This is a genomic window from Pseudomonas quebecensis, assembly GCF_026410085.1.
Taxonomy (GTDB): domain Bacteria; phylum Pseudomonadota; class Gammaproteobacteria; order Pseudomonadales; family Pseudomonadaceae; genus Aquipseudomonas; species Aquipseudomonas quebecensis.
On record NZ_CP112866.1, the window covers coordinates 3,330,422 to 3,356,072 of the forward strand.

Genomic DNA, 25,651 nt, shown 5'->3' on the forward strand with positions numbered 1-25,651 from the left:
TAACTGTTATCTGTTTTGCAGATAAGTACGGCAGACTGTGATCAATTCATCGCACGCACTTGGTGGGGCTGGACATCGCTCTGGTCATTGCGCGACCTTGCAGCAGCAGCGCCAGCAAGGCGCTCAGGGCCAGCACGATCAATAAGGCGCCATACCCATCCGTGGTGGCAATCAGACCGAACGTGCGCGTCAGTGTGCCGGCCAACAGCGCGGGTATGCAGAAAGCCAAATAACTGAGCACGTAAAATGCCGACATCAGGCCGGCCCGTTCATGGGGCAACGCCAGTGGCACCACGCTGCGCACAGCGCCCAGGAACCCGGCGCCGAACCCGCTGCCGGCGATCAGGGTGGCGATGAAGAACAGCGCCAGGCTGGCGGTGTGCACGGCCCCGAGGATCAGCGCCACGCCCATGGCCAACAGCATTGCGCCCAGGCGCAGAACCTTATGCGCGGCGCGATGGCGCAGACCATAAATCATCAACGCTCCGCTGACGGTCAGCACCGCCACCAGCGCTCCCCCGATCAGGTTCGATGTCGAGCCGGTCGCCGCGCGCACTAATGACGGCGCCAGGGACAAATAAAAACCGCCCATGGCCCATACCGCGATATTCACCGGCAACGCGATCCACAGCGCGCGGCGGGCCTGGCCAGGCACATGCAAGGTCGGCCACAACGACGCCAGTGCTCCTGGAATACGGCTGACCGTTTCCGGCAGGCGCCATACCGCCAAGGCCTGCAACAGCAGGCCGCCGAACAGCACCCAGTAAATCAACCGGGTCGGGGACGGCGCGTACTCCACCAGCAGGCTGCAGCCCATCGCACCACAGGCCATACCCAGCAAAGGCGCAAGGCTGTTGATCAGCGGGCCTTGCTCGCGATCGGTATCCAGAAGCGCCGCACCGAGCACGGCGGTGGCCATGCCGGTGGCAAAGCCTTGCAACGTGCGCGCAGCGATCAGCCAGGCCACGCTGCTTTCATTGATAAACAGCAGCATCGCCAGCATTTCCAGAATCAGCGCAGCGAAAATAATCGGCTTGCGCCCCAGGTAGTCCGACAGTGAGCCCACCGTCAGCAGCGCCGCCAACAAGCTCAGGGCGTACACGCCGAAGATCAGCGTGAGCATGCCCGGGGAGAAATCCAATTGTTGCTGATACAGGTGGTACAACGGCGTCGGCGCGCTGGACGCGGCAAGAAACGTCAGCAAGGTGATCGCCAGAAACACCAGGCTGGGACGATGGGAAGTAAGGCTGGACATGCGCACGCTCCGTTAAAGCTAATATTTTGCTTTTGTGGAGTGTGCTATCCGTTGGCGCTTAAAGCAAATTCTTTGTGTTAAGGTCACGCCCATGGTGATTAAAGAAGGCCTACGCCCGGGAGGCCGCAGTGCCCGGGTACAAGCGTCGGTACATAGCGCGGTGCATGAACTGCTGGAAGTGCATGCGCGTTCCAGCGTGACAGTGCCGATGATTGCTGCGCGCGCCGGGGTAACCCCGTCGACCATCTACCGACGCTGGGGAGACCTCGGCGCCCTGCTCGCCGACGTGGCCCTGGCGCGCATGCGACCGGACAGCGAGCCGGCCGATACCGGCAGCCTGCGCGGTGACCTGCGGGCCTGGGCCGAGCAATATCTGGATGAAATGAATTCGGAGCCGGGGCGCATGATGATGCGCGATGTGCAGTGCAGCCAGACGCCAGGCTATTGCGTGAGCATTCTGAGCGCGCAGCTGCAGGCGATTGTTGACCGCTACCCTGCCGACACGGCGCCAAGCGTGGACCGCTTGATCAACCTTCTGGCCGCGCCCACGGTGTTTCGCATTCTGTTTTCGAACACGCCTTTGACAGTTGCAGAGCTGCATGCGTTGATCGAGCTAGCACTGAAGGCGTGACGCAAAACTAAAGGTGGGAGGGAGCTTACCCCCCCACAGGGGCTCAGGTGCGCATCCCGCGCCCACTCACCAGCAGCCGCGCACAACCGATATACAGAACCACGGTGGCCACGACCATGAAGGTAATCGCCACGCTGATCTTGATATCCGACACGCCGAGGATGCCGTAGCGGAAGGCATTGACCATATGCAGCACCGGGTTGGCCAGCGACACGGTCTGCCAGAACGGCGGCAGCAGGCTGATGGAGTAGAACACTCCGCCCAGGTAGGTCAGTGGCGTCAGCACGAAGGTCGGGATGATCGAGATGTCATCGAAGTTGCGTGCAAACACGGCGTTGATAAAGCCCAGCAGCGAGAAGATAGTCGCCGTCAGCACCACCACCAGAATCGTCACCCCGAGGTGATGGACCTGCAAGTGAGTGAAGAACAGCGACAGCAGCGTCACGATCACCCCGACCATCAAGCCGCGCAGCACACCACCGAGGGTGTAGCCGATCAGGATGGTGTGCGGCGACACTGGCGACACCATCAGCTCCTCGATGGAGCGCTGGAATTTGCTGCCGAAGAAACTCGAGACCACGTTGCCGTAGGAGTTGGTGATCACCGACATCATGATCAGGCCAGGCACGATGTACTCCATGTAGGTAAAGCCACCCATGTCGCCAATCTGGCGGCCGATCAGGTTCCCGAAGATCACAAAGTACAAGACCATGGTGATCGCCGGCGGCAGCAACGTCTGCGGCCAGATCCGGGTAAAGCGCTTCACTTCGCGATAGACGATGGTCTGCAGCGCGACGAGGTTGGGTTGCAGTTCGGAACTCATACCGCCACCTTCGCCAGATTTTTCTCCACCAGGGACACGAACAACTCCTCAAGGCGATTGGTTTTATTACGCAGGCTCAGCACCTCGATGTTCTGGGTGGCCAACTGGCCGAACAGCGCGGTGATACCCATGGCTTTATCCACCTGGACTTCCAGGGTGCGGCTGTCTACCAGGCGGCTGGGGTAGCCTAGCAACTGCGGCGCGGTCGTCAGTGTGTTCTTCAGGTCCAGCAGAAACGTTTCCACATGCAACTGGCCAAGCAGGTTGCGCATGCTGGTGTTCTCAACAATGGTGCCGTGGTCGATGATGCCGATGTTGCGGCACAACTGCTCGGCCTCTTCCAGGTAATGCGTGGTGAGAATGATGGTGATGCCCTTCTCGTTCAGCTCGGTGAGAAAGGTCCACATCGAACGTCGCAGCTCGATGTCCACGCCGGCGGTAGGCTCGTCGAGAATGAGCAGGCGCGGCTCGTGCACCAGTGCGCGGGCGATCATCAGGCGCCGCTTCATGCCGCCTGACAACGAGCGCGAAGGCACGTCGCGCTTGTCCCACAGGCCCAATTGCGTGAGGTACTGCTCGGCGCGTTCCTTGGCGATTTTCGCTGGAATACCGTAGTAGCCCGCCTGGGTCACGACAATATCGAAGGTCTTTTCGAACTGGTTGAAGTTGAATTCCTGGGGCACCACGCCGATGGAACGCTTGAGCGCCGCCGGGGATTTGTCCAGGTCATGGCCGAAGATATTTACCGTGCCGCTGGTCTTGTTAACCAGGGTGGACAGGATACCGATGGTGGTGGATTTGCCGGCACCGTTGGGGCCGAGCAAGGCGAAGAAATCACCTTCGGCAACGTCCAGATCGATACCACTCAGGGCCTGGAAACCGTTGCCGTAGGTTTTGGTTAGCTGCCGGATGGACAGAGCGGAACTCATATCGGATTACGCACCAGAGAAGGGAATAGAAAGAGTAGATGAGGGCACGCCGCCCTTAGTTCAACGACGGCGCAGGACAGGCATGGTGCTTGGCCGCGCCGTACAAGTACAGTCACCTGTATTAATAGTGGGTATTAAGTCAACGCGGTCATAACCGCTTTTCGGTAGGCCGGGCGTTGCTGCAAACGCTGGTACCACGCCTCCAGATGGGGCATGGCAGGCCGTTCGATGGGCATTTCAAACCACGCGTAGATAAAGCTGCCCAAGGGAATGTCGCCCATGCCGATGGCGTTGCCGGACAGGTAGGGTTGTTCGGCCAGGGCCTTGTCCACCATACCGAGCGCGTCGATGCAGGCGTTGCGCCCGGCATTGATGGCGTCCCAGTTCCGTTGCTCCGCCGGCGTGCGCACGATGCCCCAGAACACTGCTTTGAATGGCTCGGCGAGGGTTGAGGTGGTCCAGTCCATCCACTTTTCCGCGTTGGCGCGGGCCTGAAGATCGGTCGGATACCAGCTCGCCCCGTGCTTGGCGCACAGGTAGCGCACGATGGTGTTGGACTCCCACAGCACGAAGTCACCGTCTTCGATCATCGGCACTCGGCCGTTGGGGTTCAGCGTCCGATACTGCGGCGTGTCGACCACGCCGAAAGCCCCGCCTGCATCAATGGCTTCATACTCCAGGCCGAGCTCCTCGGCGCACCACAGTGCCTTCCTGACATTCGATGAATTTTTACGACCCCAGATTTTCAGCATGACCGCGCCTTCGTGGATGGGTGGACGCAGCAGCATACGCCGGTTCACAGGCGGCTTAAATCCGTCCGCAGGTCGCCCAGCAAGGGAGGCGGCGCATCGTCAAACAGGTGCGGGTAACATTTCTGCAGGTGGGCGAAGAAAAATTCCTCGGGCACATCCACAAACTGCCCATGGTCGACCAGATACTCCATCGACCGCTGGCCCTGGCGATTGTAGGCCTGGAAAACGCTGTCATTGATGCCGTCGAACGGCAGCGGCGGCACATCGAACAGTTCGCACAACTGGGCGTTGAACGCCGGCGTCGCCTTGACCCAGCGACCGTGCAGGTACAACTCGGTGTACCCGTGCATGGCGAACACGTCACTCTTGAGCAACGCGATCAGACGTGGGGTCGACAGGTGATTGCGCACGTCCGCCAGGCCGATGCGTGCGGGGATGCCGCAATGCCGGGCGCAGGCGGCGAGCAAAGTGGCCTTGGGCACGCAGTAACTCTCACGGCTGGCCAGGGCGAAGCTGGCACTGAGGGTGCGCGGATCGCGGCTGAAGGTATAAGGGTTGTAGCGAATCTGCTCACGCACCGCGTAGTAAAGGCTGACCGCCTGGTCATTTAAATCCGCGCTGGTTCCGCGATGTTTTACCGCGAACTCCACCACGGCAGGGTGGTCACTATCGATGAAGCGGCTGGGACTCAAGTACGCATTCATGATGTTTGATCTCCGAGGCAAGCCTGGAGTTTAACCACAGGCCCAGCCCACGGATAACGACGATTCGGCCAAATGTCGGCGCCCGCTGCAGGGTGCTTTCAGCACAACTCGTTACACCCTGACCACCGCGCTTTCTCGGATGCCGACTAAGCTCCCTGGTGGTTTCGCCCTGGTTTCACGGAGGATTGAATATGCTGTTGTTGTGGATACTGGTTCTGGTGGTCGGCATCGCCTACCTGGCACACCGCCGCACCGCGCCCCTGCCCGCTCTGGGCGTGGTCGCCGTTTACCTGCTGGCGATGGGCGCCTGGAGCCACGCACCAGGCTGGTTGCTGGTGATCCTTTGGGTGCTGCTGGCCGTGGTCGCGGCGCCGCTGCTGCTACCCGACCTGCGTCGCCAATATTTCACCAAGCCGCTGTTCAGCTGGTTCCAGAAAGTGCTGCCGCCGATGTCCGAAACCGAGCGCGACGCGATCGACGCAGGCACCGTATGGTGGGACGGCGAGCTGTTCAGCGGGCGTCCCGACTGGGACAAATTGCTGGCCTACCCCAAGGTGCAGTTGACCGAAGAAGAGCAGGCCTTTATCGACGGTCCCACCGAAGAACTCTGTGCAATGGTCAGCGACTGGGAAATCGGCCAGGCCATGGACCTGCCGCCCGCCGCCTGGGAGCACATCAAGACTCACGGTTTCTTTGCCCTGATCATTCCCAAGGAATACGGCGGCAAGGGTTTTTCGGCCTACGCCCATTCACAGGTCGCGATGAAGCTCGCCACCCGCAGTGGCGATCTGGCCTCCACCGTGATGGTACCCAACTCCCTCGGCCCCGCCGAATTGCTGCTGCATTACGGCACCGATGAACAACGCAACCACTACCTGCCGCGCCTGGCGCGAGGCGACGATATCCCGTGCTTCGCCCTGACCGGACCGCTGGCCGGTTCCGACGCCGGCGCCATGCCCGATACCGGCGTGATCTGCAAAGGTGAATGGGAAGGCCAGGAAACCATCGGCCTGCGTCTGAACTGGGAAAAACGCTACATCACCCTTGGTCCGGTCGCGACCCTGCTGGGGCTGGCGTTCAAGGCGTACGACCCCGACCACCTGTTGGGCGCGGAAGAAGACCTGGGCATCAGCCTGGCCCTGATTCCCACCGACACTCCCGGTGTTGAAATCGGTCGTCGCCATTTGCCTTTGGGTGCAGCGTTCATGAACGGCCCCAACTCCGGCAAGGACGTGTTTATCCCCCTGAGCTACCTTATCGGCGGTCAGGAAATGCTCGGCAAGGGTTGGATGATGCTGATGAACTGCCTGTCGGTAGGCCGTTCGATTTCGCTGCCGGCGGTGGGTACAGGCGCGGCGAAGTTCACCAGCCTGGTGACCGGCCAGTATGCTCAGGTGCGCGAACAGTTCAACGTGCCGCTGTCGGCCTTCGAGGGCATCCAGGAAGCCCTGGCCCGCATAGGCGGCAATGCCTGGCTGATGGACAGCGCAAGGATGCTGACCGCCAACGCGGTCGACCTGGGCGAGAAACCCTCGGTGCTGTCAGCCATCCTCAAGTATCACCTCACCGAACGTGGTCGTGAATGCATCGGCCACGCCATGGACGTGCACGGCGGCAAGGGCATCATCATGGGCCCGAACAACTACCTGGGCCGCAGTTGGCAAGGCGCGCCGATCTTCATCACCGTTGAGGGCGCAAACATCCTGTCGCGCAACCTGATGATCTTCGGTCAGGGCGCCATCCGCTGCCATCCGTTCGTGCTCAAGGAAATGGCGCTGGCCGGACGTGAAGACAAAGACCAGGCACTCAAGGAGTTCGACAGCCTGCTGATGCAGCACATCGGCTTCGCCGTCAGCAACGCCGCCAGTACGCTGGTGCTGAACCTGGGTATCGGCCATTTCGAAAAAGCGCCGGGTAACCGTCTGAGCCAGGGCTACTTCCGTGCCTTGAACCGCCAGGCTGCCGCCTTCGCCCTGCTCGCCGACCTGAGCATGATGCTGCTGGGGGGTGAATTGAAACGTCGCGAACGCTTGTCGGCGCGTCTGGGGGATGTGCTGAGTCACATGTACCTGGCATCGGCTGCGCTCAAGCGTTACCACGACCTGGACTCGCCGGACCACCTGCAACCGCTGTTCGCGTGGGCCATGGAAGAAAGCCTCGGTGAGTCGGAGCGCGCCCTGGATGAATTGCTCAGCAATTTCCCGAACAAGGTACTGGGCGGCCTGCTGCGGGTGATTGTATTCCCGTTCGGGCGCCGCCATACCGGCCCATCGGATGCACTGGATGCCGAGGTGGCCGCAGTGATCGGCCGCGCCAAAGGCGACCCGACCCTGGAAGAATTACTGGCCGGCTGCTATCGCCCGCAATCGGCGGAAGATCCGGTGGGCGCCCTGCAACACGCCTACGACCTGCTGAGCGCCAGCCACCCGTTGCAAAAGAAACTGCACACCGCGCTCAAAAGCGGCCAGCTCAAGCCGGCTGCCGGCGAGCACGCCATCGACGCGGCACTCAATGCCGGCGTGTTGCAAGCGGCTGAAGCGCAAACACTGCGCGACGCCGAAGCGGCACGCCGCAAGGTGATCGATGTGGATGATTTCAGCAAGGAAGAACTGGCCCAGGCCGAGGGCAAAGTCCGCTGATACGAGCGGTCATATAATTACGGGCGCATGAGCTATATACTCTCGCGCCCGTTTTTGCTTTGAGGACTTATCTCGTGTCCAACGTCGTTGCCGATCATCTTGTCTTGCTCGACCACCTGCGCAGCATCCTGGTTGCTGTCGGCGAAGCCGAACAAGTGCCCGAGGAAAGTCACGCCCTGTTCCTGGAGCGCTTCGACGAATTGCGCGCCCTGCTGCCCATCGACCCGATCGAAAGCCAGTACCTGGGCCAGGACCTGATGAGTCAGGTCATCCTGCGTTACCCGCAAATTGCCCACCTCGTACCGCGCGACCTGCTGTGGTTCTTCGGCGGCGATTGCCTGCACTTCATGCCCGACGAAGAACTGGACCTCTACCAAGCGCTGGAAGAACGTCGCTACGAAGCCGAGCAGAACGATGAGCCGTTCGATTGGAACCAGGAAAAACAACTGCTGGCCATGCCGGAAGACCAAAGCAAGCACTGACCTTTCCAGGAGCGAGCCCGCTCGCTCCTAACGTTTTTTCAGGGTCGGCTCCTTGGCCATGCACGCCACCAGATAATCAATAAATACCCGCAGTTTGGGTGGCAAATAGCGCGTCGGCGAATGCAGCAGCCACGCCTCGCCGTGGTACGACGCAATAAAATCCCACCCCGGCAACACCTGCACCAGATGCCCCTCCTCCAAGGCATGGCGCGCCGTGAAATACGGCAGGCTGCCAATACCCACATGCTGCAACACCGCATCCAGACGCACGCCGGTGTGGTTCGCCGCATAGCGCCCGCGCACCGCAACGGTCACGGCCTTGGTGCCCCGGCGAAATTTCCAGCGTGAGTCAGCAGGGGTTTCCCCCAGATAAATGCAGCTATGCGCCGCCAGATCATGGGGATGGCCCGGCGTACCGTGCTCGGCCAGATACTGCGGTGTCGCACAGAGCAAATGTTCTATCGGCAACAACTGCCGGCCCACCAGCCCCGGCGGCGGGCTGTCGGTAATGCGGATACTCAGGTCGACGTTGTCATCGATCAGGTCCACATGCCGATCCTCAAGGATCAGTTGCACATCTACCTGGGGATAGCGTCGCAAAAATTCCGGCATGTGCGGATGCACGACAAACCGACCCACCGCCTTGGGTACGCTGACCCGCACCAGCCCTTCGGCCTCATGGGTGAACTGGCCACTGATCTCCATCACCGAGCGCGCCGCGTTGACCATCTCCTGGCAGCGCTTGAATACTTCTTCACCGCCTTCGCTCAGGCGCAGCTTGCGCGTAGTGCGTTGCAGCAGGCGGGTCGCCAGTGCCTGTTCAAGGCGCGAAATACTTCGGCTCACCGCCGAGGGCGAAACGCTCAGTTGGCGTGCCGCTTCGGAAAAGCTGCCGGCCTCTACCACTTTGACGAACATCGCCATTTCACCCAACAGGGGCAACGGAAGATTAATGCTCATGACGCACAGGTCCATTGATAATTGAACGGATTATCACCCATTCCTGCGGTATTTATACTGTCAGCAGAACCTTGATGCGGATGCAGATGATGACCGAACGCCTGTTTTTTACCCACGACCACCTGAGCGCCGAGCTTGAAGTGTTGAGCTGCACGCCCCACGAAAATCACTTCGCGGTGATCCTGCAATCGACCCTCTTCCATCCCCAAGGCGGCGGACAGCCGTTCGACACCGGCTGGCTCGGCGAAAGCCACGTGCTGCGTGTCACCCAGGAGGCCGGGCGCGTGGTGCATTATGTCGACCGCCCTGTGGAGACGGGTCCAATCACCGCAAAGGTCGATGAACAGCGCCGCGCCCTGCACACGCGTCTGCATTCGGCCGGTCACCTGATCGGCAACGTCGGCGAAACCCTGGGTTGGATGCCGATCAAAGCCCACCACTGGCCGGGCGAAGGCAAAGTGACGTTTATCCGGGGCGAAGCGGCGCAAGCCATGCAGGCCGAAGCGATTCAACAGCAACTCAGCGAGTGGATCGCCGCCGACTATCCCCGTCATATGGTCGTGGACAACGGCACCCGCGAAGTCGGCTTCGGCGACCTGCCCGCCTACGCCTGCGGCGGCACGCATGTGCAGACATTGAGCGAATTGGGCCAAGTGAAGATCCTCGCCCTGTCCGAGAAAAAGGGCGCGCTGTCAGTACGTTACACCCTGGATTAACGCGCGTGCTGCACATGCCGCCTCAAGCGGCGCTCTTGCGTCACACCCTTCAAACCGCAATCGCCCCTGCCCGCCCCGGTTCCACCGCGAACGATTTGAGGGTCGACACCGTTGCCGCCGGATCGCGCGGGTCGCTGATCACGCGCAGGTGCGTGAGCATCTGCCGCTCCTGGACCTCCACCGAAACGTAGCCGCGCTGGCGACTGTCGAAAAATTTCACATGAGGGTTCATAGGCAGGATCTTGCTGAACGCCTCGTACGGCGGGCCATCGGACGTCACCGAGGTGCCGACGAATTCGGTGGCAACCACCGGCGAATCCGGGTCGTTGCCATCGACGTGCAGGTCGTTGGCCCAGAACGAATGGATATCACCGCCCCAAAACACCGGATTGTTCACGCGGTGGCGCTGGATAGACGCCAGCATCCTTGAGCGGTTGGCCATGTAACCGTCCCAACCATCGGTCCAGCGCCCCGGCTTGTGGTTAGTCAGGTCGCGCTGGATCAAGGGGGCCACCAGCAGATCCTGGGCAATCACGTTCCACTGCGCCCGGGATTGGGCAAAGCCCTGATCCAGCCACGCCTCTTGCTGCCAACCCAGCATTGTGCGACCGGGATCGCGCAAGTCGCTGCACGGATTGGTCATTACCCGGCCCTGATGACTGCCATTGGCCAGCACACAGGGCTGCTCGGAGCGGTATTGCCGGCCATCGAGCACATGGAAACGTGCCAGTCTCCCGTAGTCCAGGCGCCGGTAGATGCGCATGTCGGCGCCCCTGGGCAGGCTGCTGGTACGCAATGGCATATGTTCGTAATACGCCTGGTAGGCCGCCGCCCGCTGCTGCAGAAATTGCTCCAGCGCAATCTTCGGGTCCTGGGACCAACGGTTGGCGTAGTCGTTCTGCACCTCGTGATCGTCCCAGGTGGCGACGCTGGGCGCGGCGGCGTGCAAGGCCTGCAGGTCAGGGTCGGTTTTGTACAACGCGTAGCGGTTGCGATAATCACTGAGGCTTACCGCATTACCGCTGCCATGGGCGCGAAACACCTTGCCAGAGTCCGGCGCGTAGGAACTGTCGTAGATATAGTCGCCCAGGAAAAACACCAGGTCCGGCTGCTCGGCGGCCAAGTGGCGATACGCACTGAAATAGCCACGCTCCCAATGGGAGCACGAGACAAATCCCACACGCGCCGACGTCATTGCCTGCACCGGCGGGGCGGTCCGCGCCTGCCCAACCGGGCTTTGCGCCCCCAGCCCTTCGAACTGATACCAGTACGGTCGCCCCGCCTGCAGCCCGGCGACCTCCACATGCACCGAATGCGCAAACCGTTCGCTGGTCATGACCTTGCCTTGCCGCACAATGCGCGTCATCCCGACATCGCTGGCCACTCGCCAACGTACCGGTACCGCGCGGCTCAATCCTCCACGGCCGTCCACAGCATTGAACAACGGGGCCAGCCGCGTCCAGATCACAAAGCCATCCGGCAGCGGGTCACCCGAGGCCACCCCGAGGGTAAACGGATAATCCACCCCGGCGCTTCGTGTATACGGGCTGAGGATCGAAAATGTAGTAGCAACCGCGAGCCCGGCCAGCACCCGACGTCGGCCGTGATCGACCGAGCCACTCATACCCTGGCCTCCCAGTCAGCGCGCAACGTGGCGAACACCAGCATGTCTTCATGCACACCGTTCTTGAGAAACGCGCCGCGCAGGCACCCCTCGTAGCACAGGCCGATGTTCTCCATGACCCGCGCCGATTCTTTATTACGGCTGAAGCACTGACTGCCCACGCGGTGCAGTCCCAATGCCTCGAAGCCATACGCCATCAACGCGCTGGCAGCCTCAGCCGCAAACCCTTGGTTACGCTCAGACGCCGCTACCCAGCCGCCCAAGTGCCCATACCCGTGGGCCGTGTTGATGCGCAGACTGACGACGCCGATCAACCCATCGTCGTCGCGCCGATGCATGCCCAGGCTCAGCAACCCCGTAGCGCGAAATTTTTCCTGCATCCCCTCGATAAATTCCTGCGCGGTTTGCAGCGTATAGGGCGACGGCATACTCGCCGTGTTCTCGGCGATGTTCGGCCCGTTGGCCAGCTCGCACAACCGCTCGGCCTGGTGCGGTTTCAGCACACGCAACAGTAAGCGCGGGGTCGACAGGTGTGGCAATTGGTTACTCATTCCCAGAGGCCCTCGATGTAAATTTTCTGAGAATGCGCAGCTTGTATTTCAATTCTGTGAAGCTCTGAAAATGACCGGTAAGTCTTCTGTAAGACGCGTCCTAGAGCCGTCAAAACGTCAATTAAAGTTAACCGTTCGGTCATTTTTGCTTGTTAGCGTGTCGCCCCTAATTCAATAACGGGGTAAGGGAATGAGAACCTGGGACGAACCGAAAAAACGCAAGGCGCACATCGAATTGATCCCGATGATCGACGTGATGATGTTCCTCCTGGTGTTTTTCGTACTCGTGAGTCTGAACGTGATTCCGGCCCTCGGTATGAAGACTCAACTCCCCAGCGCCAGTAGCTCGCAGCAGCTCAAGCCGCAGAATAAATTCATCCTGACCCTGGGCCTGGAAGGTCAGTTGCAACTCGACGGCAAGGCCATTGCGGTGGATGCCCTGGTGCCGGCGTTGAAAGCTGCGCAAAAGCCCGACGCGAAGTCGACCATCATCGTTAACAGTGACAAGGGCGTGGACGTCGCGCGCCTGGTGGAGGTGATGGACACCCTGCGCCTGGGTGGCTTCACCTCCGTGTCCATTGCCACGCGTAAGTCCTGACTATGTACGTTCTGTTTCGTGCGCGCCAACTGCTGGGCAGTGTCCCGGCCGTGATCGCCCTGGTGCTGATTGCCCTGGGTATTCAGTCCCAGACCTTGAAGGTCGAGCCGGTGTATGACGAGTCGGCAGTCGAGCTCGCCCTGGTCGAACCCGAACCGGAGCCCGAGCCGCCAGTGATCCCGGAACCGGTGGCTGAGCCGCCACCGCCGGTGATCGAGGAAGCGGACGCCGAGCCGGCGCCCCCGCCTCCACCGCCTAAACCGTTGCCAAAACCCGAACCCAAGCCCAAGCCCAAACCGCTGCCCAAACCGGTAGTGGCGAAAGCCGCGCCTGCTCCGCCCCCGGTTGCCGCCGCCAAACCGGCGCCAGCGGTAACCGCCCCCGCGGCAGCTGCACCGGCACCACCCGCGCCGCCGAAAGTCGACGGCCAAGCCTTGGAGGGTGGCTATCTCAAGGGCCTGCGCAACGAGCTGGACACGTACAAGCAGTACCCCACCGGCCGCCAGGCGTCTCTCGAACGCCCCAGCGGCGAGGTAGTGGTCTGGCTGCTGGTGGATCGCCAGGGCCGTGTTCTGGATTCCGGCCTGCAGACCCAGGCGTCGAGCATGTTGCTCAACCGGGCCGCCACCAACAGCTTGCGGCGTATCAAGCAAGTCAAGCCGTTCCCCGAGCAAGCCTTCGGGGGCCGCAATGAGCAGCGCTTCACCGCCACCTTCAACTACAGCGTGCAATAAGCACCCGACACCAGGACGACACTGATGAGGTTCACACGGATTCATCTGGCACTCGTTGCCGCAAGCATGGGACATGGCATGGTCATGGCCGACACCCGCGACAGCGACGTCGGTACCATCGGCGTGCAAGGCAAGGCCACGGCGGGCGGCGGCTATATGGTGCAGGAAGAAAGCATCAAGGGCCGCTCCACGGTGACCAAGGAAGCGCTGGATAAACAGACCGCCACCGGTAACGCCGTGGACAAGCTCAAATACACCCCGGGCCTGAACATCTCCAGCGAAGACGCCACCGGTCTGTCGGGCTTTCGCTTCACCATGCGCGGGCTCAACTCCGACCAGGTGGGCATGTCGGTGGACGGCATGCCGATCAACGACTCAGGCAACTACGCGCTGTATTCCAACCTGCTGGGCGATCCGGAAAACATCGAGCAGATCTTCGTCACCCAGGGTTCGGCGGAAGCGGACGGTCCGCACATCGGTTCCAGCGGGGGTAATATCGGCATCGTGACCATTCGCCCGTCCAAGGAAACCGGCGCGTTCGTCAAACAGATCATCGGCAGCAACGCCACCCGCAAGACTTTCGCGCGACTGAACACCGGCGAAGTCAACGGCCTGAGCAACTGGCTGTCGGCCTCGCATACCGAGGGCGACATGTGGCGTGGCTCCGGCGCCGTGCGCGCGGACAAGGTGGAGTGGAACAGCTTTTTCGACGCCGGCGAAGGCAACACCGCCAACCTGATCCTCAAGTACCACGAGCAGGACAACAACAGTTACAGCCAGTTGACCAAGAGCCAGTTCCAGCAGAACGGTCGCAAGTTCGACCCCTACCCCGCCACGCCGGCCGTGGGCAGCAATGGCAAGGTCAACAGCTATTACGCGCTGGCGCAGAACCCATTCCAGACCTTTACCGGCGTGCTCAACACCCAATTCAAACTGGCCGACAACCTCGCCCTGTCGGTGATCCCGTACTACTACTGGGGCAACGGCAGCGGCGTCGGCTCATCCAGTTATGCACTCAACCGCGGCTCCAACGTGGGCGGTGTGTTCGACCTGAGCAACTTACCTACCGCCGCCCAGTACAACGCCGACGGTTCGTCCACCACCGGCGTCTACTACCGCCCTTCGCGTACGCAGACCTGGCGTCCGGGCATCACCACCAAACTGAACTGGGACCTGGAAGAACACAGCCTGCAATTCGGTTACTGGTACGAGCGCGCACGCCAGAGCCAGACCCAGCCGTTCATTGCCCTGAAAAACAGCGGCAAACCCAGCGACACCTGGCCGGACGGCGACGCCGTGGTGGATGCCAACGGCAACACCGTGCAGGGTCGCGACCGATTCACCGTGACCCCGGCGCAGAAGGTCTGGGCCCAGGACACTTGGTACATCAACCCGGACTGGACCCTGGTGGCCGGCCTGGCCTACATGAACGTCAAGCGTGACGGCACCAACCACGGCAGCCTTACCGAGCAGGCGGAAAAACGCAGCCAGACGTATAACAAACTGCTGCCCAACGCCGGCCTCAAATACCAGTGGGATGAGCGTGACCAGCTGTTCTACAGCCTCTCGCGCAACATGCGCATTCCGCAGAACTACGTGCTGTATGACAAAGGCGCCGGTTCGATCGACGCCAAGCCGGAAACCAGCTGGAACCACGAATTGGGCTGGCGCTACACCGATGAAGACATGACCGTGGCCGCCACGCTGTTTTATATGCAGTTCAAGGATCGCCAGGTCTCGTCCAAGGACATCAACGGCGACTTCGCCGACATCAACGCCGGCTCCGTCAACAACAGTGGCCTGGAACTAGAATGGAGCGGCCTGCTGCCGAACCACTTCAACTACTACACCTCCTACACCTACACCAAGGCCGAGCAACAGGACGATCTCACCGTCTATAACGCCGGCACAGCCATCCTGCTGCCCACCAGCGGCAAGCAGTTCGCCAACGTGCCGAAGAACATGCTGGCGGCCAACATTGGTTATGACGATGGCCGCTACTACGGCACCTTCGGCGGCAAATACACCAGCAAGCTCTACGGCGACCTGACCAACGACGAAGCCATCTCCGGCCGTACCGTGTTCAACGCCGGTGCCGGCATCTACCTGCCGGTGGACAAGAAAGTGGTGAAGGACGCAACCCTGCGCCTGAACGTCGACAACCTGTTCGACAAGAAGTACCTGGACGGCGTCTACACCACCAAGACCAACGCCGCCAGCTACAGCGGTTTCCGTGACGGAGACCCGGCCTACATCGTGGGCCTGGAACGCACCGTGACGGTCTCCCTGGAAGCCAATTTCTAATTGCGAGGTAAGCGAACATGGACATGAATCTGCTCCACGACATCACCTTCTATGTGATGTACGCCGCGATGGCGATAGCCATCTTCATCACCATCGAACGCGGCATCTACTTCGCCTATGTGCGGCGCCAGGCGCGCGCGTTGAACCAAGTGCTGGGCGCTCAAGTGCACAGCGAACGCGACCTGCCCCAGGCGTTGACCCGTCGCCCCAGCCTGCCCCTGAACATGGTGCTGCCGGTGCTGGCGCAAAAAGCCTCCCACGGCTCGCGCAAAGACCTGGACGATGTGATCGAAACCCAATATTTAAGCACCCGCGCGCCCCTGGCCCGCAGCCTGTGGATTATCGAAACCATCACCACCGCCGCGCCGCTGCTGGGGTTGCTGGGTACCATCCTCGGTATCATCGACACCTTCAAGGCGTTGGCCACGGCGGGTGTGTCGGACCCGGGGCAGATTTCCGGCGGCATCGGCACGGCCCTGTTCGCGACAGGTTTGGGGATCGCCATTGCGCTGTTCTGCGTGGTGTTCCACAACTTCTTCCAGGACAGCCTGGAACGCATCAACGACCAACTGAAAATCCTGTTGATCCGCGCCGCCACCGGCGCCCGCGTGCAGAACGAAGCACCGCACCTGGTAACGGCGCCGTTGCACACCCGCACGGCCTGAGGTTCCCGGCGGGCGCTTGATGCGCCCGCCGTTCTTTTGCCACAGAGGTCCTGAATGTCTGTTTTCTTGAAATTGCGCATCATGGGCCTGGCCGGCGTACTGATCAGTCCGCTGGCCCAGGCGGACTTTTCGATTCCGGGCTTCGAACTGGTGCACACCGTGCCGGTGGACACCACCCTGGGCACCGACGATCTGCGCGAGCCCGGGCCGGTGTGGATCGAACTGTTCGACGGTGCCAGGAGCCGCATCGATATCGGCCAGTTCTATGCCGCCGATCATCCGGGCTCCGTGATGGATCGCGTGATCGAACGCCTGGAAGCAGCCGGCAAACGCGGTGTGAAAATACGTTTTCTGCTGGAAGAAAAGGGCCTGCGTTTGTCGGACGCCGCCACACTGCAGCGCTTGCGCGCCATCCCCAACCTGACGTTCCGCGTACTGCCTTACGCGCAAGTGAGTGGCGGCATCATCCACGCCAAGTACATGATCGTGGACGGTCAACAAGCGTTTGTCGGCAGCCAGAATTTCGACTGGCGCTCCCTGGAACATATCCATGAAACGGGCTTGCGCATCAGCGATGCCACGGTGGTGGGCCAGGTACAGGCGATTTTCGAACAGGATTGGCAAGCCCAGCAGGCACTGGCCGAACACCGGACGGTGCCCCTGCCGGCGACCGGCCAGCTGCCGGCGCGTACGGGTAACTACCTGGTTGCCAGCCCGCAACGTTACAACCCGCCCGGAGTGGGTGACTCCCAACTGGAACTGCCGCGTCTGCTGGCGGAGGCGAAAAAAGAGATACGCGTGCAATTGCTCGACTACGCACCGCTGTCCTACGGGCCGGACAACACGCGCCCCTATTACGCAGTCATCGACAACGCCCTGCGCGCCGCCGCAGCGCGTGGCGTGGCGATCAAGCTGATGGTGTCCGACTGGAACACCGACGCGCTGGAACTGCCCTATCTGAAAAGCCTGGCAGTGCTGCCCAATGTGAAGGTCAAAATCGTCACACTGCCCCAGGCCAAAGAAGGATTTATCCCCTATGCACGGGTGATCCACAGCAAGACCCTGGAGATCGATGGGCAGGTCGCGTGGGTGGGCACCAGCAATTGGCTGGGCGGCTATCTGGATAATTCGCGCAACCTGGAGGTGGTGATGCGCAACGAAGCGATGGCCAGCCGCGTAGGGGATTTGCACCGGCAATTGTGGGACGGACCCTATGCCAGAGCCCTCAACGCTACCGATGAATACCCCGAGCCGCATCCTGGCCAGCATTGACCGGCAGCACCTGAGTGGTGGTAGTGTGTGGAAATGTTTCTGACACATTGATCAGAAACTTCCTACTCACTACCTGCAAAGGAATGCGACTTTCCATGCACTTTCCACTCAAGCAAATCGTGGCTGCCAGTCTGTTCGCGGCCAGCCTTACGGCCGTTACCACACCCGCTTTCGCGAACATCACCGCTGAGCAAAGCACGGCGATTCTCAAGCAATTCGGCGAAACGCCGGCCAGCGATTTCCGCGGTTTCCTCGCCACCCTGGCCAAGGGCGATGTGGGTAAAACCGCCGATGTAGGCCCGGCAATCAACGCCTTTCTCTCCAACAAAACCCTGAGTGCCGACCAGCAGAACGAAATCAACCGTTTGCTGGGTATTTACACCAGGGTCAAATACGGCAAGGCCGCGCTGGAGACGCTGCGCGAGCTGGTGGAAATCCCAACGTTCAACGTCGACGGTGTGCCGCAGTACAAGAACCCGGAATTCCTCAAAATCGCCGATAAGATCCAGGCCCTCGCCAAAGCCTTCAATCTGAATTTCCGTAACGTCGACAACCGCGTATACGAAATTTCTTTGGAAGGCAGCGGCGATGAAGTAGTCGGCATCCATGCCCACGCCGACGTGGTGCCGGTGACTCCGGAAAATTGGGTGCTCAAAGATGGCACCAAGCTCGACCCGTTCAAAGTCACGCTGATCGGCGACCGCATGTATGGCCGCGGCACCGAGGATGATAAGAACGGCATTGTGGTGGCGATGTATGCCATGAAGGTGATCAAGGAAGAGAAGCTGCCGCTGGCACGCCACTTTAAACTGTTGGTGGACACCACCGAGGAGACCTCCGGCGACGCCATCCCGTATTACTTCGAACACAACCCGACCCCGCAGTACAACCTGGCGCTGGATGGCGGTTACCCGGTGGTGATTGCCGAGAAAGGCTACGGCACGGTCATGGCGTCTTTCCCGCGTCGCAAAGGCGAAGGCAACGGCGCGGAAATCATCGCGATGACCGGCGGCATGGCCACCAACCAGATTCCGTCGGCGTCGGTTGCCACGCTGGTCACCGACCAGCCTGCCGAACTGGCGGCGAGCCTGCAGAAAGCCGGCGCGGAGTATGCCAAGCGCAACGGCGGCGACTTCGAGGTGGCCGCCAAGGTCGAGGGCAAGGATGTGAAACTGACCGTCACCGGCGTGTCGGCGCACTCGTCCGAGCCGGAGTCGGGCGTCAACCCGGTGGCGCGCATGCTGGAGCTGATCCACAGCGTCGACGGCAAGATTGCCCTCAAGCACAACCACATCACCGATGCTGCGCACTATGCGTCCGACAATTGGGGCCTGGATTACTTGGGCGGCAAATTGGGCGTCGGCTTCGCAGACGACTTTATGGGTCCGTTGACTACCTCGCTGACGTTTGTCGGCCAGGACGAAAAAGCCTTCAAACTGGCGGTGAACCTGCGCGTGCCGAAGGGCAAGGCACCAGAAACGCTGAAAAAACAAATCGCCGACAAACTGAGCGCGTGGGACAAGAACAGTAACGTCGCGGTGGATTTCACTTATTCGATTGCCGAGCCGATGTACCGCAACCCGGAAGGCGAATGGGTGAAAGCGCTGCTGGCGGTCGCCACTGAAAACCTGGGCATGGAGCACAAATTCGGCACGTCGGCCGGTGCGACCTCGGTGCATGAGTTGCCCAACGGCGTGCAATTCGGCCTGGCGCGTCCGGAAGTTAAATACACAGGGCACACCGACAACGAATTCAAGACGGTCGATCAGTTCTTGCTGGACTTGCAGATCGTGACCGAAATGATGGGCCGCGTCGGACAATTGCCTAAGCTCTGACAGCAAAAAGCCCGCCGTGTATTGGCGGGCTTTTCAGACTGAGTAAAAATCAAGCGCACACAAAAACGCCGATCATCGCTGATCGGCGTTTTTGTTGAATATGGAGCGGGAAACGAGACTCGAACTCGCGACCCCGACCTTGGCAAGGTCGTGCTCTACCAACTGAGCTATTCCCGCAAATGGCGTCCCCTAGGGGACTCGAACCCCTGTTACCGCCGTGAAAGGGCGGTGTCCTAGGCCACTAGACGAAGGGGACACGCTACTGAAACACATGGTGTGTGTTCCAGTGCCCAGAGGCCGCATCCGAAGATGGGTCCTGGTTTCACTCAGTGCCACCCGAGGGCAACACTGCTTAAAAATTGGAGCGGGAAACGAGACTCGAACTCGCGACCCCGACCTTGGCAAGGTCGTGCTCTACCAACTGAGCTATTCCCGCATTGGCGTCCCCTAGGGGACTCGAACCCCTGTTACCGCCGTGAAAGGGCGGTGTCCTAGGCCACTAGACGAAGGGGACACACGTACAACATTCACTCCCTACCGCGTATCGCTGTGTGCTTTACGCTGTAAGTGGCGCGCATTCTATGGATGGATTGAAAGGTCGTCAACCCCCAAGCATAAATTTATTTAAATCAATGACTTCGCCCCCCTTTAGCGCCCCGCGAGGGGATTTGGCGCGTCCGTGCCTTGACGCCTATATTCTGGCGTTCGACAAAACGCTATAGTTCACCTGAACAAATGATGGCAATGTGCATCCATGCGGCGAGCATCCATCTATATAGGAAGCACTCATCCAGGGAACGAGGCGACAACTGGTCGATAAGACCTATCCGCCGCAAGGTCCAGTCACTACACTCCACTGTAAACCCTATAAAGAGGTCACACCGGTGACACCACTCATGATCACCCTGCTGGTAATAGCCGGGATCGCAATACTGATCGCCATTGGCTATATGAACCACGTGGTGGAAAACAACAAGCTGGAAAAGAAGCGCGTCGAGATCGAACTCAATGATCGTCTGCGTCGTTGCGGTGAGATCACTGAGACGTTCCCTGGCCAGCTGATGAATCCGGCGCTCAAACTGCTGCTCACCCGCCTGGAACTCAACGTCAACCAGCGCTTGTTGAACCTCAACAAAACCAATGCAGCGCTCAAGGCACGCATCGCCGAGTTGAGTGCACTGGTAGCCCAGGGCGAATCCATTCCGGTCAATAACCCACCCGCGCCGATCCAGACCGAAGCCAAGGCCAAGGATGTCCGCTTCCTGCTCGAGGCCCTGCACGGCCAGGTCACTCGCGCCGCTCAGGACGGCTACCTGCCGGCCAGTGAAGCCAAGCACTGGATCAGGGAAATCCGCCACATTCTGGTGCTGCTGCACATCGAATTCTTCAATAACCTCGGCCAGCATGCCCTGCAGCAAGGCCAGCCGGGCCAGGCGCGCCTGGCCTTCGAGCGTGGCGTGCAGTACCTGCGCAAACAGCCGGAACCGGCGTTCTACAGCGCACAGCTGCAGATGCTGGAATCGCAGCTGGCCCGCGCCAACTCCACCGTGCTGACCAATAGCAAGCCCGCCGAAGACGAGGTCAATGAATTGACCGAAGGCTTGAAAGTGGTCGACGCCGATGCCGAGTGGAAAAAGAAAGTCATCTACGACTGATGTCCCCTCCCCGCCTGGCGAACGCCTGTTCGCCAGATGCCATCACTTTGCATCTATCCCTGCACCCCTGACTCGCGTAAAAAAGTGCCCCTCACTCCACGAAGTTAGAGGCCTGCTATGCCTGTTGCCGTGATTGATGGACAAGCGCTGCATTATCTCGACCAGGGCTCGGGGCCCGTCGTCCTGCTGGGGTCCAGTTACCTGTGGAGCCTCGACATGTGGGCGCCGCAGATCGAAGCCCTGTCGCAACAGTACCGCGTGATCGTGCCCGAGCTATGGGGCCATGGCGATTCCGGGCCATTGCCCTCTCAAACCCATTCCCTCGACGACCTCGCGCGCCAGGGCTTGGCACTGCTGGACCACCTGGACATCCCACGCGTCAACCTGGCGGGCCTGTCGGTCGGCGGCATGTGGGGCGCGCGCCTGGCATTGCTGGCCCCTGAGCGCGTCAACAGCCTGGTGCTGATGGACACCTACCTGGGCGCCGAGCCCGAGGCCACGCGCCAATACTATTTCTCGTTGTTCAAGATGATCGAAGAAGCCGGCGCCATTCCCGAGCCGTTGCTGGATGTAATCGCACCGATCTTCTTCCGTCCGGGTATCGATCGCGAATCAGCGCTGTACCGCAATTTTCGCGAGTCGCTGCAAACGTTTCCCAGGGAGCGCCTGCTGGACAGCATCGTGCCGCTGGGTCGAGCGATCTTCAGTCGCGAGGATATTCTCAGCCAGTTACCGCAGCTGGACAGTGACACCACGCTGGTCATGTGTGGTGAGCAGGACACGCCGCGCGCCCCGGCGGAGTCTGAAGAAATGGCCGATCTGATCGGTTGCAGCGTGATCCTGATTCCGCACGCCGGGCATATCTCTTCGCGGGAAAACCCGGAGTTCGTCAACGAAGCGCTGCTGACCTTCCTCGCCAACCACGCCTGAGTGCCCTTGGCTTTGATCGTGGCCGTGGCCGTGGCCGCGATCAAAGCCGAAAGTGCCCGACCATCCCCTTGAGTTCGGCGCCCAACCGCGCCAACTGGATGCTCGACACGGCGTTACCCTGCATGCTCAACGCCGATTGATCGGCACTCGCACGAATGCTGGTGACACTGCGGTTGATCTCTTCGGCCACCGAGCTCTGCTGCTCGGCGGCGGCGGCGATCTGCTGGTTCATCTGCTGGATCAGCGACACCGCCACCGCGATGCTGCCCAGGGCGCTTTCGGTTTCCAACGCATCGCTGACCGCCAGCTTCACCAACTCGCCACTGTGTTGAATCTGCTGCACCGATGCCTGCGCGGCGCTGCGCAAGGTGCTGACCAGCCGCTCGATCTCTTCCGTCGATTGCTGTGTACGCTTGGCCAGCGCCCGTACTTCGTCGGCCACCACCGCGAACCCCCGGCCCTGTTCGCCCGCGCGCGCGGCCTCGATGGCGGCGTTCAACGCCAGCAGGTTGGTCTGCTCGGCCACACTTTTGATCACACTCAACACTGTGCCGATGTGCTGGATCTCTGCACTCAGGCTTTCGATGCTGGCGCTGGCCCCGGTGCTGGAGGTGGCCAGTAATTCGATGCGCTGCAAACTCTGGCGCACCACCTGCTGTCCACTGTCGACTTTTTCATCAGCGGTCTGGGCAGCCTGCGCTGCCTCTTCGGCGTTGCGTGCCACATCATGCACGGTAGCGGTCATCTGGTTCATCGCCGTGGCAACCTGCTCGGTCTCTTCCTTCTGGCTGCTGACCTCGACGTTGGTCTGTTCGGTAACGCTGGACAACGAATGCGCGGAGCTGGCCAATTGTTCGATACCAGCCTGCAGCCCACTGACCATGTGGCTCAACCCACTGCTCATCTGTTGCATGGCCTGCATCAGTTGGCCGATTTCATCGCGGCGGTCGACCTCCATTCGACCGCTCAAATCGCCGTCGGCGATGCGCTGTGCCACCGCGATCGCGCTGCGCAGAGGCGCCACGATCAAGCGGGTAATCACCCAGGCGGCCACCAACCCCACCAGCAACGCCAAGGCCGACGAGCCGATGATCAGCAGCGCGCTTTTCTTCAACTGCGCCTGCATCGACACGTCCTCGGCACCATAGGCCTGGTCGACCCGACTGACCACTTGCTCCGCACGATCATGCAGTTGCTTGTAGACCGTCTTTTCCTGAGCCAGCAGGCCGGTGTACTCGCCAAGTTTTTCAGTGAAGGCGGCGATATGCCCCGAGACTTCGCCGAGTACGGTCTGGTAACCCGGGTCCTTGACCGAAGCCTTCAATTGCTCGGCCTGGGCCAGTGCCTGATCGGCCTGCTCGATCTTGCCTTGCTCGGTGTTGTCTTCGTCGACTTTACGACTCTGGTCCAGGCGCACATGGGCTTCGTTCATGGCTTGCAGCATCAGGCGCGACACCTGGCTGACCTGCCCCGCCTGCTCGATGAATTCGGCGCCCTCCTTGCCCTGGCTTTCCTTGAGCCCATAAGCGCCGTCATCGGCCAGGCCGGCCTGCAGCACATCCAGGTTATTGGCGACGCTGGACACCGACCAACTCGCCATTTCCAGCGCCAGGTCCTTGGCCTGGGTCAGCTCGACAAATTCGTCAAACGCCTTGCGATACGCCGCCAGTGCCTGCTCGACGTCGGTCATGGCCGGCACGTTGGCGGCGGATTGAGCTTTAAGGCTGGTTGCCTGAGCGGCCAGCGCATCCACGGCCTCATGCAACGCGTCGACCGCTTTGGGGTCGGCATGCAAGGCGTAGTCCTGTTCGATCAAGCGCACCTTGAGCAAACCGCTGTTGAGCGAAGACATAGCCTTCAGCCCCTCGAAACGTTGCCCGATGGTTTGCAGCGACCACACGCCAATGGCCGCCACCACCGCCGTCAGCAGCAGTACCAGGATGAAACCCAAGCCTAGCTTTTTCGCCATGCCCAGGTTGGCGAAACGTCGTTGCACGCCCGAAATCATTGCACGTGATCCTCTTGCAATGGCAGATGCCATCAAGCCCGGTTGACTGGAAGCGAGAGTCGCAACGACTGAGGCCTGAACACAAGTCACTGACGCCGCAATAATGGCAAAAAGCTACAAACCCGTCGTTTTCAGAACCGTCGAGGTCGATCTGGCGGGCCCCATGGCGCGCAGCAACGCCAGCGCCCGCTGATCAGCAGCATAGGCCACATTGATGCGCAGCCACTCACTGTATTCGCCCGTGGGGTTGAACAGTGCCCCAGGCGAGAGCAACACGCCGAGCCGACGCGCGCACGCCTGCAGCCGCGAGTGGTCCGCCGCACCGGGCCGCGCCCACAGGAACATGCCGCCGGCGGGCACCGCGAACACCTCCCACTCTTCGTCTTCGAGCACCTGCAGTGTGGCGGCCATCTCCATGCTCAGACGCTTGCGCAGGCGCTGCACCCATTTGCGGTACGTGCCATTGGCCAGCAGAGTGCCCACCACCGCTTCGGCAAACCGCGAAGTGCCCAAGCCCGTCAAGGTCTTGAGGCTGGCCAGTTGGGTGACAAGCGTCGCACTCGCGCACAGGTAGCCCACGCGCAAGGCGCTGCTCAAGGTCTTGGAAAAACTCGCGACGTAAATCACCCGCCCCTCGTGGGGCAAGGCCGCCAGTCGCGTGCAGCTGGGGTGCTGCAAGTCGCCGAAGACGTCCTCTTCAATGATCAGAAAGTTCTCGCGGCGGGCCAGTTCCAGTAAGCGCTCGGCCACCGCACGGCACAGGCTGGAGCCGGTGGGGTTGTGATACAGGCTGTGGACGAACAGGCACTTGGGCCGGTGATGCTGCAATAGGGCTTCTAGCGCCGCGATATCCGGCCCGCCTGGGGTGCGCGGAACTTCGAGCAGTTGCACGCCGTGGAAGGCCAGTTGTCGGTAGAGGTTGCCGTACCCGGGCGTTTCCACCACGACACTGTCACCGGCCTTGAGCAGCACGCGTATCAGCAGGTCCTGGGCATGGCTGGCGCCGGCAGTGGTCAGGATGCAATCGACGCGAGTGGCGATGTGAATCCGGGTCAGGCGCCTGAGCAATTGCTCACGCAGCGCAGGCAGGCCCAGGGGCGTGCTGTAGTTGAACAGGCCGGCGGTGTCGGTGCGGGTCACTTCACGAATCGCGTAGCTGATGTCATCGCTTTCATGCCAGGCATCCGGCAGCCAACCGCAGCCCAGCTTCAATTCACCCAACGGGTTGTCGGCAAACGCGCCCCACGTCAGCTCGGCGCCTTCATACCATTGGCATTCAGTGGTGACCGGTGGTTGTGCCACCACGAATCCCGCGCCTTGCCGATGCGCCAGCACGCCTTGAGCGACCATGCGCTCGAAGGCTTCGATCACATTGGACTGGCTGAGCAGGTTATCCAGGGCCAACTGCCGAACGGACGGCAAGCGTGTCCCGGGGCTGACCTGGTTGTTACGAATCCATTGAGCCACGGCCGTGACGATTTGCTGCACCACCGGTACAAGGGCTTGTCGATCGATCCCTAAATCCATGAGCCACTCACTTCAACTGTTTGTTTTCAACTCAACGAGTTAAGCACAGAAGCAGGT

The 25,651-nt window shown here is 61.0% G+C and carries 22 protein-coding genes, 4 tRNA genes and 1 pseudogene; 12 read left to right on the plus strand and 15 right to left on the minus strand.

Annotation, left to right across the window (positions count from 1 at the left end):
- Positions 1 to 46: 46 nt before the first annotated feature.
- Positions 47 to 1,255 carry an MFS transporter gene (locus tag OSC50_RS15425; RefSeq protein WP_266248689.1) on the minus strand — a complete coding sequence of 403 codons (1,209 nt, stop codon included), beginning with the start codon at positions 1,253 to 1,255 and terminating at the stop codon, positions 47 to 49.
- Positions 1,256 to 1,346: 91 nt separating this feature from the next.
- Here OSC50_RS15425 and OSC50_RS15430 point away from each other — a divergent pair, with 91 nt between their 5' ends.
- Positions 1,347 to 1,886, plus strand: coding sequence for a TetR/AcrR family transcriptional regulator (locus OSC50_RS15430; protein WP_253511717.1), 540 nt, complete (start codon positions 1,347 to 1,349; stop codon positions 1,884 to 1,886).
- A gap of 43 nt (positions 1,887 to 1,929) precedes the next feature.
- On the opposite strand, the gene OSC50_RS15435 is transcribed toward OSC50_RS15430, so the two are convergent.
- The 4 genes from OSC50_RS15435 to OSC50_RS15450 form a co-directional block, all read right to left on the minus strand.
- Positions 1,930 to 2,709 carry an ABC transporter permease gene (locus tag OSC50_RS15435; RefSeq protein WP_181079925.1) on the minus strand — a complete coding sequence of 260 codons (780 nt, stop codon included), beginning with the start codon at positions 2,707 to 2,709 and terminating at the stop codon, positions 1,930 to 1,932.
- Complete coding sequence (locus OSC50_RS15440) at positions 2,706 to 3,638, minus strand: ABC transporter ATP-binding protein (RefSeq protein WP_181079926.1); 933 nt, start codon at positions 3,636 to 3,638, stop codon at positions 2,706 to 2,708. Before OSC50_RS15440 ends, OSC50_RS15435 begins: the two co-directional genes overlap by 4 nt.
- A gap of 134 nt (positions 3,639 to 3,772) precedes the next feature.
- A complete protein-coding gene (locus OSC50_RS15445) occupies positions 3,773 to 4,390 on the minus strand; it encodes a glutathione S-transferase family protein (protein WP_266248686.1) in 618 nt (205 codons plus the stop codon).
- Between the two features lie 44 nt (positions 4,391 to 4,434).
- Positions 4,435 to 5,094: a transglutaminase-like domain-containing protein gene (locus tag OSC50_RS15450; RefSeq protein ID WP_253511714.1), complete on the minus strand. Its 660-nt coding sequence runs from the start codon at positions 5,092 to 5,094 to the stop codon at positions 4,435 to 4,437.
- Between the two features lie 191 nt (positions 5,095 to 5,285).
- Between OSC50_RS15450 and OSC50_RS15455 the strand changes: the two genes are divergently transcribed.
- Both OSC50_RS15455 and OSC50_RS15460 read left to right on the plus strand, forming a co-directional pair.
- Positions 5,286 to 7,733, plus strand: a complete 2,448-nt coding sequence (locus OSC50_RS15455; RefSeq protein ID WP_253511711.1) for an acyl-CoA dehydrogenase — start codon at positions 5,286 to 5,288, stop codon at positions 7,731 to 7,733.
- A gap of 74 nt (positions 7,734 to 7,807) precedes the next feature.
- Positions 7,808 to 8,215: a PA2817 family protein gene (locus tag OSC50_RS15460; RefSeq protein ID WP_266248683.1), complete on the plus strand. Its 408-nt coding sequence runs from the start codon at positions 7,808 to 7,810 to the stop codon at positions 8,213 to 8,215.
- Positions 8,216 to 8,242: 27 nt separating this feature from the next.
- On the opposite strand, the gene OSC50_RS15465 is transcribed toward OSC50_RS15460, so the two are convergent.
- On the minus strand, positions 8,243 to 9,175 hold the full coding sequence (locus tag OSC50_RS15465; RefSeq protein ID WP_181079931.1) for a LysR family transcriptional regulator: 933 nt from the start codon (positions 9,173 to 9,175) through the stop codon (positions 8,243 to 8,245).
- 89 nt (positions 9,176 to 9,264) lie between these two features.
- On the opposite strand from OSC50_RS15465, the gene OSC50_RS15470 reads away from it, so the two are divergent.
- Positions 9,265 to 9,891, plus strand: a complete 627-nt coding sequence (locus OSC50_RS15470; RefSeq protein ID WP_253511705.1) for an alanyl-tRNA editing protein — start codon at positions 9,265 to 9,267, stop codon at positions 9,889 to 9,891.
- 49 nt (positions 9,892 to 9,940) lie between these two features.
- Here the strand turns inward: OSC50_RS15470 and OSC50_RS15475 are convergent, their stop codons facing one another.
- Positions 9,941 to 11,515: an alkaline phosphatase D family protein gene (locus OSC50_RS15475; protein WP_266248681.1), complete on the minus strand. Its 1,575-nt coding sequence runs from the start codon at positions 11,513 to 11,515 to the stop codon at positions 9,941 to 9,943.
- Complete coding sequence (locus tag OSC50_RS15480; RefSeq protein ID WP_266248679.1) at positions 11,512 to 12,066, minus strand: GNAT family N-acetyltransferase; 555 nt, start codon at positions 12,064 to 12,066, stop codon at positions 11,512 to 11,514. Before OSC50_RS15480 ends, OSC50_RS15475 begins: the two co-directional genes overlap by 4 nt.
- Before the next feature lie 190 nt (positions 12,067 to 12,256).
- Between OSC50_RS15480 and OSC50_RS15485 the strand changes: the two genes are divergently transcribed.
- The 6 genes from OSC50_RS15485 to OSC50_RS15510 all read left to right on the plus strand — a co-directional run bounded on the left by OSC50_RS15485 (position 12,257) and on the right by OSC50_RS15510 (position 19,474).
- A complete protein-coding gene (locus OSC50_RS15485) occupies positions 12,257 to 12,664 on the plus strand; it encodes an ExbD/TolR family protein (protein WP_181079935.1) in 408 nt (135 codons plus the stop codon).
- Positions 12,665 to 12,666: 2 nt separating this feature from the next.
- Positions 12,667 to 13,398, plus strand: a complete 732-nt coding sequence (locus OSC50_RS15490) for an energy transducer TonB family protein (RefSeq protein WP_181079936.1) — start codon at positions 12,667 to 12,669, stop codon at positions 13,396 to 13,398.
- A 24-nt stretch (positions 13,399 to 13,422) separates the two neighbouring features.
- The gene (locus tag OSC50_RS15495) at positions 13,423 to 15,702 is read left to right on the plus strand and encodes a TonB-dependent receptor (RefSeq protein WP_253511696.1); all 2,280 of its coding nucleotides are present in this window, start codon (positions 13,423 to 13,425) and stop codon (positions 15,700 to 15,702) included.
- A 17-nt stretch (positions 15,703 to 15,719) separates the two neighbouring features.
- Positions 15,720 to 16,367 (plus strand): MotA/TolQ/ExbB proton channel family protein, encoded by a 648-nt coding sequence (locus tag OSC50_RS15500; RefSeq protein ID WP_181079938.1) that lies wholly within the window; start codon positions 15,720 to 15,722, stop codon positions 16,365 to 16,367.
- A gap of 54 nt (positions 16,368 to 16,421) precedes the next feature.
- Positions 16,422 to 17,639 (plus strand): phospholipase D-like domain-containing protein, encoded by a 1,218-nt coding sequence (locus OSC50_RS15505; RefSeq protein WP_266248675.1) that lies wholly within the window; start codon positions 16,422 to 16,424, stop codon positions 17,637 to 17,639.
- A gap of 95 nt (positions 17,640 to 17,734) precedes the next feature.
- A complete protein-coding gene (locus tag OSC50_RS15510; RefSeq protein WP_266248673.1) occupies positions 17,735 to 19,474 on the plus strand; it encodes a dipeptidase in 1,740 nt (579 codons plus the stop codon).
- Between the two features lie 101 nt (positions 19,475 to 19,575).
- Here OSC50_RS15510 and OSC50_RS15515 read toward each other — a convergent pair.
- From OSC50_RS15515 to OSC50_RS15530, 4 genes are all read right to left on the minus strand, one after another.
- Positions 19,576 to 19,651, minus strand: a tRNA-Gly gene (locus tag OSC50_RS15515).
- A 3-nt stretch (positions 19,652 to 19,654) separates the two neighbouring features.
- Positions 19,655 to 19,730, minus strand: a tRNA-Glu gene (locus OSC50_RS15520).
- Positions 19,731 to 19,834: 104 nt separating this feature from the next.
- Positions 19,835 to 19,910 (minus strand) — tRNA-Gly (locus OSC50_RS15525).
- Between the two features lie 2 nt (positions 19,911 to 19,912).
- Positions 19,913 to 19,988 (minus strand) — tRNA-Glu (locus tag OSC50_RS15530).
- A gap of 370 nt (positions 19,989 to 20,358) precedes the next feature.
- On the opposite strand from OSC50_RS15530, the gene OSC50_RS15535 reads away from it, so the two are divergent.
- Entirely contained in the window at positions 20,359 to 21,129 is a 771-nt protein-coding gene (locus OSC50_RS15535; protein WP_181079941.1) for a hypothetical protein, read from the plus strand.
- Positions 21,130 to 21,246: 117 nt separating this feature from the next.
- Positions 21,247 to 22,059, plus strand: a complete 813-nt coding sequence (locus tag OSC50_RS15540) for an alpha/beta fold hydrolase (protein WP_181079942.1) — start codon at positions 21,247 to 21,249, stop codon at positions 22,057 to 22,059.
- 40 nt (positions 22,060 to 22,099) lie between these two features.
- Here the strand turns inward: OSC50_RS15540 and OSC50_RS26245 are convergent, their stop codons facing one another.
- The 3 genes and pseudogenes from OSC50_RS26245 to OSC50_RS15550 form a co-directional block, all read right to left on the minus strand.
- The gene (locus tag OSC50_RS26245; protein ID WP_434085309.1) at positions 22,100 to 23,017 is read right to left on the minus strand and encodes a methyl-accepting chemotaxis protein; all 918 of its coding nucleotides are present in this window, start codon (positions 23,015 to 23,017) and stop codon (positions 22,100 to 22,102) included.
- Positions 23,009 to 24,100, minus strand: a pseudogene (locus tag OSC50_RS26250) (methyl-accepting chemotaxis protein); the annotation flags it as partial. The gene OSC50_RS26245 and the pseudogene OSC50_RS26250, both read right to left, overlap by 9 nt.
- 81 nt (positions 24,101 to 24,181) lie before the next feature.
- Positions 24,182 to 25,594, minus strand: a complete 1,413-nt coding sequence (locus OSC50_RS15550) for an aminotransferase-like domain-containing protein (RefSeq protein ID WP_253511644.1) — start codon at positions 25,592 to 25,594, stop codon at positions 24,182 to 24,184.
- Between the last annotated feature and the right edge of the window lie 57 nt (positions 25,595 to 25,651).